A 14490-nucleotide genomic window follows, 5' to 3' on the forward strand; every position below is an offset into this window, starting at 1 on the left:
CCCGGTGAGCGACGCACCCCCGAAGCCCCCCGGCGAGACGCCTCCCCCGCGGACCCGGCCGGACGTCCCGGCCGGCCCGCCGCGGCTCGAGCGCGTGCCGGACGGCTACCGCCCGCCCGCGGTGCCGCGCGCGGCCGCCCCGGCGGCGCGTCCGCCGCCCCCGCCGCCGCCCGCGCCGACCTACGGCCTCGCGGCGCGCGAGGTCGGCGCCGACGCGGCCATCGCGGCCGGGCTCGCGCACCAGGGCGCGCTCGCCGCCGACTCCGCGCTGCGCCTCTACGGCCTCGCGGCCGCGACGCGGGCGAGCGGCCGGCTCACGCTGGCGCCGGAGGGCCGCTCCTACGCGCTCGTGTTCCGCCGCGGCGCGGTGGAGCACGCCGCGTCCTCCGACCCGGCCGACGACCTGGGCCGCTTCCTGCTCCGCAAGGGCGTGCTGCGGCCCGAGCAGCTCGTCGAGGCCGAGGCGGCGCGCGCCGCCGCCGGCGGCGACCTCGCCGCGGCGCTGGTCGGGGCGCGGCTCGTCCCGCCGGGCGACGTGGCCGCGCTGCTCGCCGAGCACGGGCTGGCGCTGGTGGCGCGGGCGCTCGCGGTCGAGGACGGCACCTGGGCCTGGGAGCCGGGGGTCGGGCCGCCGCCGTCCGGGTTCCCGCTCGGCCCGCCGTTCGCGGCGCTGTGCGCGGCGGTCCGCGCGCTCGAGCTCCCCGCGGTGAAGCGGCGGCTCGGCGATCGCGAGGAGCGCGCCGCCTCGCGGATGGCGGGGCGGGTGCGGATCGAGGACCTGCGCCTCACGCCGCAGGAGGCGCGCGCGGCGGCGCTCGTCGATGGCGAGCGGAGCCCGGCCGAGATCGCGGCGGCGAGCCCCGCCGACGCGGCCGCGGTGCTGCGGCTGTCGCTGCTGCTCGGCGAGCTCGACCTGCTCGCCTTCGGCGCGCCGCGGAGGGCTCGCGCGCCCGCGCCCGGCGTGGCCCCGCCGCCCGCGCGCGCGGCGACGCCCACGCCCACGCCACGTCCCACGCCCACGCCGGTGCCACCCCCGGCCGCCGCGCCCGCCGCGGCTGCGCCCCGGCCCCCGCCGCCGCGCCCGCCCCCCGTCGCCGCCGCCCCGGCGCCGCGGACCACCCCGGCCCCGGCCGCGGTGCGCCGCGCCACCGCGCTCGAGCCGGCCGCGCTGCGCGCCACGCTCGCCTCGCTGCAGGACGCCGATCACTTCCAGGTGCTGGGGGTGAAGCGGGACGCGCCCGCCGCGCAGGTGAAGGTCGCCTACTTCCAGCTCGCGAAGCTCTACCACCCCGACGCCATCCCCACCGACGCGCCGGCCGACGTGCGGAAGCTCTGCGCCGACCTCTTCGGGCGGGTGAGCGCCGCCTGGGCCGAGCTCGGCGACGAGGCCCGCCGCGCGCAGTACCTGCAGGAGCTGCAGAGCGGCGGGGCGCCCGAGGTGGACGTGATGGGCATCCTGCAGGCCGAGAACCTGTTCCAGACCGGGACCCAGCTCGTGAAGGCGCGCCGCTACGACGAGGCGCTCGCGAAGTTCCTGGAGGCGCTCCAGCTCAACCCGGAGGAGCCGGAGTTCGGCATCTGGAAGGCCTGGTGCGAGTTCCTCCGGGCCGACGACAAGAAGCGCCAGCAGGCGCAGAGCGCCGCGGCGGTCGAGGCGGGCCTGAAGAAGAACCCGCGTTGCGCGCCCGGCTACCTGTTCCTCGGCCAGATGGCGAAGGTGCTCGGCGACCTCGCGCTCGCCGAGCGCCACCTGCGCCGCGGGCTCGCCGCCGCGCCGGACAACGCCGACCTCGCCCGCGAGCTGAAGTACCTCCGCAAGTAGGATCCGACGACCATGCCCGCACCCACGAACCCGAAGAAGCGCGCCCTCATGCCGTCCTCCCCGCTGCGGCGCGCGCTGCGCGCCGCCGGCCACCACCTCTCGCCGGTGGTCCAGGTTGGCAAGGACGGGCTCACCGAGGCGGTCCTCCGCCAGCTCGACGAGGCGCTCCTCGCGCACGAGCTGGTCAAGATGAAGGTCGGGACGGAGAGCCCCGAGGACCGCCTCGAGATCGCCGACCGGCTCCTCGCCGAGGACGTCCAGGTCGCGCAGGTGCTGGGCCGGACCGTGCTCGCGTACCGGCGGCACCCGGAGCGGCCCCGCTTCGAGCCGGCGCCCGCGGGCGCCGCGGCGGAGCGGGCGGAGCGGCCGGAGCCGAGGCGCGCGCCCGGGAAGGGAAGGCGCGCGCCGACGAGGGGGCCGCGCGCGGCCGCGAGGGAGCAGCGCGCGCCTGCCAAGGGGAAGCGCCCGCTCGCGAAGGGGAAGCGCGCGCCCGCGAACGGGAGGCGCCCGCCCGCGAACGGGAAGCGCCCCGCGACGCGCCGGCCGGCGCCGCGCGCGAAGCGCACGAAGCGCTAGCGGAGGGAGGCGCGCGGCGCGCGCCTAGTGCAGCGCGCCGTCGCGCTCGGGCTGGTACGCCGGCGCCGGCGCGTCGTCCTCGTCCACCCGGCGGCGGAGCGCCTCCAGCTCCTCCGGCTCGGCGATGCCCTTGTCGAGCAGCAGGCTCTCCGCGATCTCGGTCTGCGTGACCGCGTGGCCCACGTCGGCCTCGGCGGCGTCCACGCGCTCGGCGAGGTCCTTCACGCGGGCCGTGAGCGCCGCCAGCTCGCCGACGAGCGCCTGCTCCAGGCGGCGAAACCGGATCCAGGATGCGAAGGCGAGGAGGAGGGCTGCGGCCGCGAGGAGCGGGAACATGGCGGCGCATGCTACGAGCCCCCGGGGGACGGGACAAGACGCCCGTGCGTGTTACGGCCGCGGTAGCGGGTCGCCGCTTGTCCAGTGGACGAAGGTCGGACATGCTCCGCGGTGGTGCGCCGGGTCAACATGACACGTGCCGTGAAGCGGCTGATCCGCGACGTCGCGCTCCGGATGCCCGAGCTCGGCCACGTGCGCGCGTCGCGCGTGCTGGTGGTGGCCGGCGAGGCCCGGCGCAGCTCGCGGGCCACCATCCGGCCGGCGCACTTCGGCGCGACGCGCCGCCGGGCCGGGGAGGGCGGGGCGGTGAAGCCCCTGGTGCGCATCAAGGGGCGGAAGATCCTGTATGTGGTGACGCTGCGGCCGCTGTGGTTCCTGGCCTCCACGCCCGAGGAGCGGATCGGCACCATCCTCCACGAGCTGTACCACGCGTCGAACCGCTTCGACGGCACCCTGCACCGCGGCCGCCGGCACTCGCGCTTCCCGCGCGCCCGCTACAACCGCAAGATCCGCACCCTGCTCCGCGCCTACCTGGCGCAGGCGCCGGAGGACGTGGTCGCGCCGTTTGCCCACCAAGGAGTGGTGCGCGCGCGGATGTGGCTGGAGCGGCCCGGGTCGTTCCGCGCCGGCGAGTACTCGGGGCGGCGGCTCTACACCGAGAAGCAGCTCTTCTACGGCCTGGTCCGGATGCGCGCCGGCGCGCGCCGCCGCGGCCAGCCGGCGGGCTAGCCGGGCGCGGGCGTCCCGGGCTCGGCGCCGGGCGCGTGCAGCGTCTCGCCGTGCGCGTCCATGGTCACCACCGCCGGGAAGTCCTCCACCTCGGCGAGCCAGATCGCCTCGGTGACGCCCAGCGCGTCGAGCCGGGCCACGTCCAGCACCCGCGTCACGTGGCGCGCCAGCGACACGGCCAGGCCGCCGGCGGCGTGCAGGTACACGGCGCCGTGCGCGCGGAGCGCCGCGAGCGTGCGCGGGCCCATGCCCCCCTTCCCCAGCACGCCGCGGAGCCCGTAGCGCGCGATCACCTCCGCCTCCCACGGCTCGTGCCCGCCGGAGGCGCTCGGCCCGGCCGCGACGAAGCGCCAGCCGCCGCCGGGCGCGCGCGCCACCACCGGCCCGCAGTGGTAGAGCACCGCGCCCTCGGTCCAGCGCCGGACCTGCGGATCGTCGTGCGCCGCGAGGTAGCGGTGCGCCGCCTCGCGGCCGGTGACGATGCGGCCGCGGAGCAGCACCTCGTCGCCCGCGGCGAGCCCGCGCACGTCCTCCGGCCGGGCCGGCAGCGTGAGGGTCTTCGGCATCCGGGCTCCCTTCACCGTCGGTCCGCCGTCCGGGCCGGGGCGGCTTCCATAACGCCCGGCGGCGCGCCGGGCCCTTGCCGTCCGGCGCGGCGGGGCGGTATCTCCAAGCGGGGCATCGCCGCGCCGCACCCCTTCCTTCAACGTGGCGACGCCGGCGCACCGGGGCGAGGGCGCCCCGAAGGCCCCGCACGAGAGGGTTGCTCGAGAGCATGAGACGCGAGATCCGCCTGCCGCTCACTGCCTCCGGTCGCCTCGACCGGGCGCTCGCCGACGCGCTCGGCCTGGGCCGCGCCGCGGTGAAGCGCGCCTTCGCGCTGGGCGAGGTCCGGGTGCGGGGGCGCCGGGCCCGCGCCTCGGACCCGGCCGCCCCGGGCGCGCTGGTGGAGCTCGACGTGGAGCTGCCGGCCGGCCCCCCGGAGCCCGAGCCGGACGCGCCCCTCGCGGTGCTGCTGGAGCGGCCGCGGTACCTGGTGGTGGACAAGCCCGCCGGCGTGGCGGTCCACCCGCTCGCGCCGGGCGAGGGCGGCACCCTCGCGAACGCGGTCGCGGCGCGCCACCCCGAGTGCGCCGGGGCGTCGCCGGAGCCGCGCGAGGGCGGGGCGGTGCAGCGGCTCGACCTCGAGACGAGCGGCTGCGTGCTGTTCGCGCGCGATCCGGAGGCCTGGGAGGCGCTGCACGCGCAGCTCGGCGCGCACACGGTGGACAAGGTCTACCTGGCGCTGGCGGTGGGGCGGGTGCCGGCCGGCGGCGTCTGCTCCGTCCCGCTCGCGCAGCGCGGCGGCCGGGTGCTGCCGGCGCCGGACGCCGAGGCCGAGGAGCGGCTCCGGGCCCGCGGCCTGCGCCCGCGGCCGGCCGAGACCCACTACGAGCCGGAGCGGCGCTTCGCGGGGCACACGCTGCTGCGCGTCCGCATCGTCACCGGCGTGATGCACCAGATCCGCGCGCACCTGGCGCTGCTCGGCCACCCGGTGGCCGGCGACGCGCTGTACGGGGGCGCCGCGGCCGAGCTCGCCGGCCTCGAGCGGCAGTTCCTGCACGCGTGGCGGCTCGCGTTCGACGATCCGGACGGCGGTGGCCGGGTGGCGGTGGAGAGCCCGCTCCCGGCCGAGCTCGAGGCGGTACTGGCCCGGCTGCCGGCGGCGCGCTGAGCCGCGCCGCGCCGCAGGGCCGGAAAACGAAGAGGGCCGGCGTCCGGCCGGCCCTCCGCGAAACCTCTCGACCGCGATCGCCCTACTGCTGCTCGGGCGCCGCGCCGCCGGTGAGCGGCGGGTCGGTCATCATGCCGATGGTGTTCACGCCGGCGCCGTGGGCGGCGTCGAGCACCTTGACGGCCTGCTCGTAGCGGACGGAGTCCTCGGCGTTGAAGAACATCACCTTGGACGGGCGCCCGTCGTAGGCGACGTGCAGCCGCTGCATGGCGTCGTTGATCGTCATCTCCTGCTTGTTCAGGAGGACGTTGCCGTTGCCGAGCGCGGTGAGGACCGTCTGGTCCGGCGGCACCGAGTCGGGCGGGACCGGCTGCATCTCCGGCTGGTACTCCGGGACGCGGATGAACTTCTGCTTCTCCGCGAGCGGCGTGAGCACCATGAAGATGATCAGGAGCACGAGCACGACGTCGATGAGCGGCGTGACGTTGATGTCGGTGACGGGTCGCTTGGACCCGAGCCCCATCGCCATGGCTACTTCTCCTTGTCCTTGATCTGGGACGCGGCGAGGGAGACGCCCATGAGGTGGGTCTTCGAGATCTCGAAGATCATCTCGCGGATCGTCTTGTAGGTCACGTCGCGATCGCCCTTCACCAGCACCGGCGCGCCGGGCTGCATCTGCATCGCGATGGTGAGCATCTGGGAGAGGTCCGCCTTCTGGACCTCCTCCTTGTCGATCCAGATCTTCCCGTCCTTCGTCACCGACACGAGGATCGGGTCACCGCCCTGCTTCAGCGCCGAGACGTGCTTCGCGTCCGGGAGGACGACGGGCTTGCCGCGCTGGAGCATCGGGGTGATGACCATGAAGATGATGAGGAGCACCAGCACGACGTCGACGAGCGGCGTCACGTTGATCTCGCTCTTCACCCCCTTGCCGCCAACGTCCATGGACATCGGTCAGGTCTCCTTCGCGGGCCTCGGGGGGAGCGCTACTTCGCCTCGCCGCGGCCTTCCTTCATGAAGAAGTCCATCAGCTCGGTGGCCGAGTCGGTGATGTCCACCTGCATGTCCTCGACGCGGTTGGTGAGGTAGTTGAACATCATCACCGCGGGGATGGCGACGAGGAGGCCGAACGCGGTCGTCACGAGCGCCTCGGCGATGCCGGCGGACACCGAGCCGAGACCGCCGGAGCCGGTGGCGGCCATCGCCTGGAACGCCGTGATGATGCCGGCCACGGTGCCGAGGAGGCCGACGAACGGGGCGGTCGAGCCGACGGTCGCGAGCGCGCCCAGGCCGCGGCGCAGGTCGTTCACGGTGCGGAGCGAGCTGCGCTCCACCGCGCGGTTCACCGCCGCGATCACGTCGAACTGGCCGACGTCGCGCGGCCCGTGGGTGCGCAGCGCCTCGACGCCGTGGCTGTACTCCTCGATCGCCAGGCCGAGCACCTTCGGCAGGTGGCCGCGCTTCAGCTTGCGGGAGAGCTCGACCGCCTCGCCGAACTTCGCGGCCGGGAGCAGGTCGCGCAGCGCGGCGGCGAACTGCCGGGAGGCCTTCTGCGCGCGGGCGAAGGTCACGAGGCGCTCGGCCATCACGCCGAGCGAGTAGATGCTCATCACCGCCAGGACGCCCGCGATGAACTTCGCGAACGGGCCCATCGTCTTCCACATGTGCAGGAGGTCGAACGAGACCTCGGGGGTGGCCTGGGCCGAGGCCAGCTGCTGGAGCGTCTGGATCACCTGAAGCGACATGAAACTCTCCTTGGAGGCAGAAGGACTTCGAACGGAAGACGCGTGCTGCGGATCAGCCGGCCGTGAAGCGGAGCGGGAGGATCACCCAGATCGCGGTGGGGCGCCCCTGCGCGTCGGCGCCGGGGATCCACTTGCACGACTGCACCGCGTTCCAGATCGCGTCGCCGATCCGCTTGTCGGGGACGTTCGTCATCGCCTCGAAGCGGGACGGCTGACCGTCGCGGCCGATCGCGAACTTCACGGTGATCGGGCCGGAGATGTAGCCCATCAGCTCACGGGGCAGGCGGACCGAGTTCTGGACGCAGTTGGGCTGCGCCATCTGCGGCTTCTTGTAGCCCGCGGTCGCGTAGGCCGGCGCGTCCTCGATCTGCGACTGCTGCGGGGCCGCGCCCACGACGCCGCCGACCACGCCCTCGCCCGCCGCGGCGTCGCCGTAGTCGTACTCCGGCTCGGGCGGCTCGTTCGGATCGGGCGGCTTCATCTCCGCCTGCACGTCCTTCGGCTGCAGGAGCGCGGTGGGCGGGGGCGGCTTGGGAAGATCGGTCCGCGGCTTCTCGTCCGGCGGCCGCTTGCGCGCGGCCGGCGGGGGAGGCGCCGGCGGGGGGGGCGGCGGCGGGGGGACCGCCTTCACGAACTTCACGTCCACCACCGGCTCGTCGATGACCTTCGCCTTGATGGCGGCCGACGCCGTGATGATCGCGAACACGAGAAGGACTTGGAAGAGGGTCGACCCGAAGACGTAGCCGGCCCGCTTCGCAGCGTTCTTCCCGCCCTCTTGCTTGGTGACCTCGTCGAACACGTTCCGCTCGCTGGTATTGACGGGAGAATCGGCTGGGAAAAGAAGCACCGCTACCTAGTCGTCCTCCAAGCCCTTGTCAATACTTGTCCATCGCCGCCTCGGGAGGGGGACGGCGTCGGCCGGGGCGCCGCGATCTCGATCTAAAGGATGGCGTTCGACCTTCGGTGCGGGATTGCGTCCGGCGGATCGCAATGGTGCCCGGTTTCGCGCCACCCGCCTGCGTGTTTCTGGTGCAACGCGCAAATTGACGCAGCTCGTCGCGATATCGCTGCCGGCGAAGTCGGATCCAGGCCGCCGGCGTCCGAAAAGTCCCGTGTCCGTGGGGTGTTGCGCCCCCGGCGGGGCGCGCACGACACAACCTTATAACAGCCGCCGCTTGCTTGACATTCCTCACAGCGGAAGCCTAGAACCATCAACCAATTGACCCGTCGGTCGGTCATCCGAGCGGAGTCCCTCCGCTCGGAGGTCAGGCCGTCAGGTGCGGCTGAGTGCTCTCTCCCTGGAGGAAGTCATGAGGAAGAAGTTGCTGCGCCTCCTGCGGATCGCGCCGCTCGCGCTGTTGTTCGCGGGAGTCGCGTTCGCCCAAACGACCGGCACGATCATCGGTGTGGTGACCGATGCGTCGACCGGTAAGCCCGTCGCAGGTGCCGTCATCGTCGCGCGGAGCCCGAATCTCCAGGGTGAGCAGACGGCGGTCACCGACGCGAACGGCAACTACCGGATCACCCTTCTCCCCCCTGGCGCGTACTCCCTGGCGGTCCAGCTCGAGGGCTTCAAGCCCGCCGAGCGGTCGGACATCACGATGCGCGCGGACAAGACCATCCGCGCCAACATCGCGGTGGTCCCCGAGGCCGTGCAGATGGAGGAGCAGGTCGTCCGGACGGGCGCCGCACCCGTGGTGAACATCGGCGCCGCCGAGAGCGGCGCGGTGGTCTCCCGCGAGTTCATGGCGAACATCCCGGTCGGGCGCTCGGTCGAGAACGTGGCGACCGTCGTCCCGACGGCGCAGGCCGACACCTACGGTGTCAGCTTCGCCGGCGCCCAGTCGCCCGAGAACTCGTACATCGTGGACGGCCTGAACGTGACCGACCCGGTGTACGGCACGTTCGCCGGCAACCCGAACTCCCAGACGCTCACGCCGACCCTGCAGAACAACTTCGTGCAGGAGATCGACGTCAAGACCGGCGGCTTCCAGCCGGAGTACGGCCGCACCACCGGCGGCGTGCTGAACGTCGTCACCCGCAGCGGCTCGAACGAGTACCACGGGTCGGTGTTCACCGACTTCACCCCGCGCATGCTGATCGACCCGACCGGCAAGATCGCCGGCACGAACGGCGAGGCGATCGGCTGGCGCCGCAAGCCGAACGAGGGCGCGTACGACCTCGACTTCGGCTTCGAGGTCGGCGGTCCGATCATGAAGGACAAGCTGTGGTTCTACGCCGGCGTCGCGCCGATCGTGACCCGCACCTACACCGAGCGCTTCCTCCAGCTGAACCGGCTGGCGGCGGACCCGGACACCGGTGAGATGGTCCCGGTCGTCAACGAGTCCTCCGGCCTCATCGAGCAGGACATCGTCCCGGGCACTGAGAAGGTCTACCGCTCCGGCCGCACCACCTACCAGTACGTCGGCAAGCTGACCTACCTGCTCGACGAGAACAACAACCTGACGCTGTCCGCGGTCGGCATGCCGACCAGCGCGACCAGCATCTCGATGGCCGGCGGCCCCAGCCGCCGCACGTTCGACGAGAGCGGCAACACGTTCGACGGCAGCCTGCGCTACGCCGGCAAGTTCCTCGAGAAGCGGCTCATCGTCGAGGCGCAGGCGGGCTGGCACTACAACAGCAGCGCCCCGAAGGACAAGACGCAGGCCGGCGTCGATCAGCTCAACACGCCGACCCTGCAGTTCCGCTTCCGGACGCCGGTCACCAACTTCGAGCAGCTCGACGAGTGCGCGAACGACGGCAACCAGAACGCCCGCTGCGGCGTCAACCTCTACAACATCGGCGGCCTCGGCTACCTGAGCGACGCGGTGTCGAACCGCCTCGCCACCCGCGTGTCGGCGTCGTACCTGTCCGAGTTCCTCGGCTCGCACAACACCAAGGTCGGCGTGGACTTCGAGCGCTCCACGTTCGCGCAGGACAAGCGCTACGCGGGCGGCTACTACTACGCCACCACCGGCAACGGCATCATCTACACGCGCCGCGGCTACGGCTACGTCAACACGCCGGACGTGCCCCCGGACGATCCGAACTACGGCCTGATTCCGACCTCCCGCGGCACGATCACCGGCACGAGCACCGTTCCGGGCAACGTGGTGTTCGCCACCCGCGTGCAGAACACGGCCGGCACGAACAGCACGGCCGTCTTCGCGCAGGACAGCTGGCAGCTGCCGCAGAACGTGACCCTGAACTACGGCATCCGGTGGGAGGGGCAGTCGCTGAACAACATCAGCAACCCCTCGTCCAACGGGTTCACGATCAACAACAGCTGGGCGCCCCGCGTGCAGGCCATCTGGGACTTCACCGGCAGCGGCCGCGGCAAGGTGGCCGGTAGCTGGGGCCGCTTCTTCTACGCGATGCCGCTCGACCTCGGCGACCGTACCTTCGGTGCGGAGCGCTCGCTGCTCTACTACATGCCGACGAGCACCGTGGGCGGCGCGCCTGGCTGCGCCATCCCCGGGAACGCGACCCGCGGCGGCATGTCCAGCCCGACCGATCAGTCGCTCGTGAGCTACGACACCCGGCAGCTCAGCCCGTCCGCCTGCGGCGTGACGAACTGGGGCGGCAACTACGCGCAGGGCGGCGCCGACCTCCGGAACCGCAACTTCCTGTTCGGCACCTCCGGCACCGCTGCGTCGCCGGTGTCGCCGGACATCTCCCAGGCGTACGTGGATCAGTTCGGCGGCCAGATCGAGTACGAGGTGCTGTCCGACCTGTCCGTCGGCCTCGAGTACGCCGGCCGCCGCCAGGGCGACATCATCGAGGACATGTCCCCGAACGACGGCCTCGGGTACTACATCGGCAACCCGACCAAGGGCGGCGAGTTCACGGGCTCCGACGGCGTCGTGTACAACCCGTCTGCGCCGACGGCGACCGACACGGCCACCGGCCGCGTCATGGTCATCCCGTTCCCGAAGCCGGAGCGCAGCTACGACGGCGTCACGCTCTCCGTCCGCAAGAACTTCTCTCGCGGCTGGCAGGCGTCGGCGTCCTACACGTACTCGGTGCTCCGCGGCAACTACGCGGGGCCGTACCGCCCCGAGGACGACCAGCTCGACCCGGGCATCACCTCCCAGTACGACATCCCGTCGATCATGACGAACCAGAAGGGCTACCTGTACGGAGACCGTCCGCACCAGATCAAGCTCTTCGGGTCGTACACCTGGGCCGCGTCGCCGCGCTTCAGCCTCACCGGCGGCGCCGCGTACACCGGCCAGTCCGGCAACCCGGTCAGCGCGCTGGCCGGCTACAACGACTCGTACGACGTCTCCCAGACGTTCGTCGTGCCGCGCGGCATGGGCGGCCGGTCGCCCTGGACCAACAAGGTGGACCTTCGCGGCGCAGTCGAGTACGTCATCAAGGCGCCGTACGCGCTGAAGTTCACGGTGGACGTCTTCAACGTGTTCAACAGCGAGGACGCCGTGATCATGGACCAGGACTACACGTTCGACATGACGCAGCCGATCAGCGGCGCGAAGTGCTCGAACAAGTCCTCGGTCGGCAAGGCCAACCCGGTGCAGGCGCTCCAGTCGGCCTGCCCCGATCTCAAGTACCTCAAGACGATCGACGGCCGTAACGTGACCGTCAATCCGAACTGGGGTCGGCCGGCTCCCGGCACGGCGTCGTTCATGATGCCGCTGTCGCTGCGCCTCGGCCTGTCGCTCAGCTTCTAGCGTGAGCCAAGGAGAGACCAACATGAAGACGCTGACCAAGCTCGCGTTGACGCTGATCGCGGTCGCCGGCCTGCAGGCCTGCGATCCGTACGAGGACGAGAACAAGGGCGTGCCATCGGTCATCAACGTCATCTCATCCGACAGCGGCACCGCGTACGAGGGCACGAACACGGGGACGAGCTGGACCATCTCGACCCCGTCCGCGTTCGTGCTGTTCGTGAAGGTGAACGCGGGCAAGCTGCTCGACGGCGCCTCGATCCAGGCGACCACCGACGACTGCACGCCGGCCAACGACTGGCTGTCCGTCAACGGCGCCGGCCCCGGTAACTGGATGTCCTGCTACTACCCGCAGTCTCCGGCGGGGTTCGAGGGCGCCTCGGTCGTGCTGTACCCCGGCCCCTCGATCTCCACCGTGGACTCGTGGTTCAGCCTGTCCGAGCTCGAACCCGGCATCTTCAACCTCGCCGGGACGGTCTCGGACAAGCAGGGGCACCCGCTCGCCATCGACGTGAACGCGTTCGTGAACGATCTCGCGGCGGCGCAGTCGGACACCGCCGGGACGGAGATCACGACCGAGTTCAGCGATGCGGGCGTCAACATGACCAACGTGCAGCTCTGGGAGGCGCCGGACGTCAGCGGCGCGCCCGGGACCTGGACGGCGGTCGCGACGACGACGCCGTACGTCCACGCCGGCGTCGCGGTGGGCTCCACCTGGTGGTACAAGGTGACCGCCGACACGAACGGCTTCCCGGCCACCGCCGCCAGCTTCGAGACGGCCCCGGTGAGCGTCACGACGGAGCCGCCAGCGCCGTAACCTCGTCGCCAGCCTGAAGCACCCGGGGAGCCGGCATTCGTGCCGGCTCCCCTTTTTCGTGCCCGGCGCCCGCCTGCCGGCGGGCGCCTCGGCCACCGCGCCGTACGCGAGGCGCGGCCCGCGCCCGCGAGCCGCCCGTCCCCCGCAAACGACGAGGCCCCGGCCCGCGAACGCGGACCGGGGCCCCGGATGCCGACGAAGGAGCGCGAGGGCTACTTCTGCAGGCCGGCCGCCTTGGCGACCTCCTCGGCCAGGTTCTCCTGCTTCTTCTCCAGGCCCTCGCCCAGCACGAAGCGGGCGAAGCGGCGGATCTGGATGTTCTCGCCGATCTTCGCGACCGCGTCGGTGAGCACGTCCTGGATCTTCTTCTTGTCGTCCTTCACCCAGGCCTGCTCCATCAGGCAGAACTCCGAGTAGAACTTCTCCACCTTGCCGGTGGCGATCTTCTCGAGGATGGCCTCGGGCTTCTTCTGCTCGCGGGCCTGCGCCTTCGCGATCTCCAGCTCCTTCGCGACCACGTCGGCGGGGACCTCCTCGCGCCGGACCCAGCGCGGCGAGGCGGCCGCGATCTGCATGGCGATCTCCTTCACCAGGCCCTGGAAGCCCTCGGTGCGCGCCACGAAGTCGGTCTCGCAGTTCACCTCGACGAGGACGCCGATCTTGCCGCCCATGTGGATGTAGCTCGCGACGGCGCCCTCGGTGGCGGCGCGGCCGGTCTTCTTGGCCGCGGCGGAGAGCCCCTTCTTCCGGAGGACCTCCTCGGCCTTGACGAGGTCGCCGCCCGCCTCGGTGAGGGCCTTCTTGCAGTCCATCATCCCGGCCCCGGTCTTCTCCCGGAGCTCCTGCACCATCTTCGCGCTGATCTCGGCCACGAACCGTCTCCTGTCTGTGCTCTTTACGTAAAAGGATGGGGGCGGGCCTGGTGGGCCCGCCCCCGGGAAGCGAAGCACCCGCGCAGCGCGCGGGCGGGGGCGGCTACTCCTTCGCCGGAGCGGCCTCGGGCGCGGCGGCCGGGGCGACCTCGCCCTTGCGCACCACCTCGACGTTCGCGCTGGCGGCGGCGCGGTCCTCGCGCGGCTCGCGGCGCTCACGCGGCCCGCCGCGGCGGTCGCGGCGATCGCGGCGATCCTTGTGGCCGCGCTCGCTGGCCGCGTCGCGGTCCTCCTGCTCGCGGCGCTCGTCGTGGCCGCCGTGCTCGGCGACCCAGGCCGAGTAGCGGCCCTTGCCCTCGATGCAGGCCTCCGCGACCTTCCCGGTGAACAGGCGGATCGAGCGGATCGCGTCGTCGTTGCCGGGGATCACGTAGTCGATGCCCTCGGGATCGCAGTTCGTGTCCACCACCGCGACCACCGGGATGCCGAGGCGGTTCGCCTCGTGCACCGCGATGTGCTCCTTCTTCGTGTCGATCACGAAGAGCGCGGACGGCAGGCGGGACAGCTCCTTGATGCCGCCCAGGTTCTTCTCCAGCTTCTCGCGCTCGCGCTCGAGCTGGGCGACCTCCTTCTTCGGGAGGCGCTCGTAGGTGCCGTCGGCCGCCATCTTCTCGATGGTCTTCAGCCGGTCGATGCCCTGCTTCACCGTCTTGAAGTTGGTCAGCGTGCCGCCCAGCCAGCGGTTCGTGACGAAGAACTGGCCGGAGCGGGAGGCCTCCTCGCGGATGGCGTCCTGCGCCTGCTTCTTCGTGCCCACGAACAGCACCGAGCCGCCCTTCGCGACCGAGTCGGACACGAAGCGGAGCGCGTTGCGGGCCAGGCCGACCGTCTTCTGCAGGTCGATGATGTAGATGCCGTTGCGCGCGCCGAAGATGAACGGCTTCATCTTCGGGTTCCAGCGCTTGGTCTGGTGGCCGAAGTGGACGCCGGCCTCCAGCAGCGCCTTCATGGTGATGGCGGTGCCGCCCTGGCTGAGCGCGGCGGCCATCGTGTCGGGCGCGGGGGTGGCCGTCTCGGGGGCGGCCGGGGGCGGCACGGCGGCCGCGGGCTGCTGCTGCGTCTCCTGCGTTTCCATGGTCTTCTCCGGTTGTTCCGCCACCCCGCCTGGAGCGGCGCGCCGTACGCCCGCCG

Annotated in this window: 14 protein-coding genes; 6 read left to right on the forward strand and 8 right to left on the reverse strand. The window is 72.4% G+C overall.

What is annotated here, in order from left to right; all coding sequences use genetic code 11:
* The first annotated feature begins 4 nt into the window (after nt 1-4).
* Both ADEH_RS01345 and ADEH_RS01350 read left to right on the forward strand, forming a co-directional pair.
* Nucleotides 5-1822: a J domain-containing protein gene (locus ADEH_RS01345; RefSeq protein WP_011419319.1), complete on the forward strand. Its 1818-nt coding sequence runs from the start codon at nt 5-7 to the stop codon at nt 1820-1822.
* 12 nt (nt 1823-1834) lie between these two features.
* Nucleotides 1835-2398, forward strand: coding sequence for a YhbY family RNA-binding protein (locus ADEH_RS01350; RefSeq protein ID WP_011419320.1), 564 nt, complete (start codon nt 1835-1837; stop codon nt 2396-2398).
* 24 nt (nt 2399-2422) lie between these two features.
* Here ADEH_RS01350 and ADEH_RS01355 read toward each other — a convergent pair whose 3' ends face one another.
* Entirely contained in the window at nt 2423-2734 is a 312-nt protein-coding gene (locus ADEH_RS01355; RefSeq protein WP_011419321.1) for a hypothetical protein, read from the reverse strand.
* Between the two features lie 129 nt (nt 2735-2863).
* Between ADEH_RS01355 and ADEH_RS01360 the strand changes: the two genes are divergently transcribed.
* On the forward strand, nt 2864-3463 hold the full coding sequence (locus ADEH_RS01360; RefSeq protein WP_011419322.1) for a hypothetical protein: 600 nt from the start codon (nt 2864-2866) through the stop codon (nt 3461-3463).
* Here the strand turns inward: ADEH_RS01360 and ADEH_RS01365 are convergent.
* On the reverse strand, nt 3460-4029 hold the full coding sequence (locus ADEH_RS01365; protein WP_011419323.1) for a fumarate hydratase C-terminal domain-containing protein: 570 nt from the start codon (nt 4027-4029) through the stop codon (nt 3460-3462). The genes ADEH_RS01360 and ADEH_RS01365 overlap by 4 nt on opposite strands.
* Before the next feature lie 209 nt (nt 4030-4238).
* Here ADEH_RS01365 and ADEH_RS01370 point away from each other — a divergent pair, with 209 nt between their 5' ends.
* Entirely contained in the window at nt 4239-5177 is a 939-nt protein-coding gene (locus ADEH_RS01370; protein WP_011419324.1) for an RluA family pseudouridine synthase, read from the forward strand.
* 82 nt (nt 5178-5259) lie between these two features.
* Here ADEH_RS01370 and ADEH_RS01375 read toward each other — a convergent pair whose 3' ends face one another.
* The 4 genes from ADEH_RS01375 to ADEH_RS01390 are packed head-to-tail and all read right to left on the reverse strand — an operon-like array spanning nt 5260 to nt 7721.
* Nucleotides 5260-5706: an ExbD/TolR family protein gene (locus ADEH_RS01375; protein ID WP_011419325.1), complete on the reverse strand. Its 447-nt coding sequence runs from the start codon at nt 5704-5706 to the stop codon at nt 5260-5262.
* A gap of 2 nt (nt 5707-5708) precedes the next feature.
* Nucleotides 5709-6128, reverse strand: coding sequence for an ExbD/TolR family protein (locus tag ADEH_RS01380; protein WP_011419326.1), 420 nt, complete (start codon nt 6126-6128; stop codon nt 5709-5711).
* Nucleotides 6129-6163: 35 nt separating this feature from the next.
* Entirely contained in the window at nt 6164-6922 is a 759-nt protein-coding gene (locus ADEH_RS01385) for a MotA/TolQ/ExbB proton channel family protein (RefSeq protein ID WP_011419327.1), read from the reverse strand.
* Between the two features lie 52 nt (nt 6923-6974).
* Nucleotides 6975-7721 (reverse strand): energy transducer TonB, encoded by a 747-nt coding sequence (locus ADEH_RS01390; protein ID WP_041453254.1) that lies wholly within the window; start codon nt 7719-7721, stop codon nt 6975-6977.
* A gap of 511 nt (nt 7722-8232) precedes the next feature.
* Here ADEH_RS01390 and ADEH_RS01395 point away from each other — a divergent pair.
* Together ADEH_RS01395 and ADEH_RS01400 are read left to right on the forward strand one after the other, a co-directional pair.
* Nucleotides 8233-11613 (forward strand): TonB-dependent receptor, encoded by a 3381-nt coding sequence (locus tag ADEH_RS01395; protein WP_011419329.1) that lies wholly within the window; start codon nt 8233-8235, stop codon nt 11611-11613.
* A 22-nt stretch (nt 11614-11635) separates the two neighbouring features.
* Nucleotides 11636-12427, forward strand: coding sequence for a hypothetical protein (locus ADEH_RS01400; RefSeq protein WP_011419330.1), 792 nt, complete (start codon nt 11636-11638; stop codon nt 12425-12427).
* Between the two features lie 212 nt (nt 12428-12639).
* On the opposite strand, the gene tsf is transcribed toward ADEH_RS01400, so the two are convergent.
* Together tsf and rpsB are read right to left on the reverse strand one after the other, a co-directional pair.
* Nucleotides 12640-13299 carry a translation elongation factor Ts gene (tsf, locus tag ADEH_RS01405; protein WP_011419331.1) on the reverse strand — a complete coding sequence of 220 codons (660 nt, stop codon included), beginning with the start codon at nt 13297-13299 and terminating at the stop codon, nt 12640-12642.
* A gap of 103 nt (nt 13300-13402) precedes the next feature.
* Nucleotides 13403-14347 (reverse strand): 30S ribosomal protein S2, encoded by a 945-nt coding sequence (gene rpsB / locus ADEH_RS01410; protein ID WP_012524361.1) that lies wholly within the window; start codon nt 14345-14347, stop codon nt 13403-13405.
* Nucleotides 14348-14490: the final 143 nt, after the last annotated feature.

Origin of the sequence: Anaeromyxobacter dehalogenans 2CP-C (assembly GCF_000013385.1) — a bacterium.
Classification (GTDB): Bacteria; Myxococcota; Myxococcia; order Myxococcales; family Anaeromyxobacteraceae; genus Anaeromyxobacter; species Anaeromyxobacter dehalogenans_B.